Here is a 256-nt window from a genome sequence, read left to right on the forward strand (position 1 = left end):
CGATCATGTTGACCGGCTCGATCGTGTCGGTGCCCACGGCCATCGCCGCGACCGCCTGCACGCCGCCGAGGATGTAGATCTCGTCGGCGCCGGCCATCTTCATGGCGGCGACCGTGGCGGCGCGGATCTCGCCGCGGATCTGACGGATGTGCCGTGTCGCCTCCGACACGTCTCCCGTGCCCGCCTCTCCCTTCGAGCGGATCATCGCGGCACCCTCCGTGATGCGGCGCAAAGCCTCGCCCAGGTTCGTCGCACC

At 69.9% G+C, this 256-nt stretch carries 1 protein-coding gene; it reads right to left on the reverse strand.

The genetic code is table 11. From position 1 onward, the window contains the following. Positions 1-256: histidinol dehydrogenase (locus SB660_RS22025; protein WP_410584585.1), on the reverse strand; the 256-nt coding region annotated here is incomplete at both ends.

Origin of the sequence: Bacillus sp. SIMBA_005, from assembly GCF_046535585.1 — a bacterium.
Lineage (GTDB): Bacteria > Bacillota > Bacilli > Bacillales > Bacillaceae > Bacillus > Bacillus pumilus.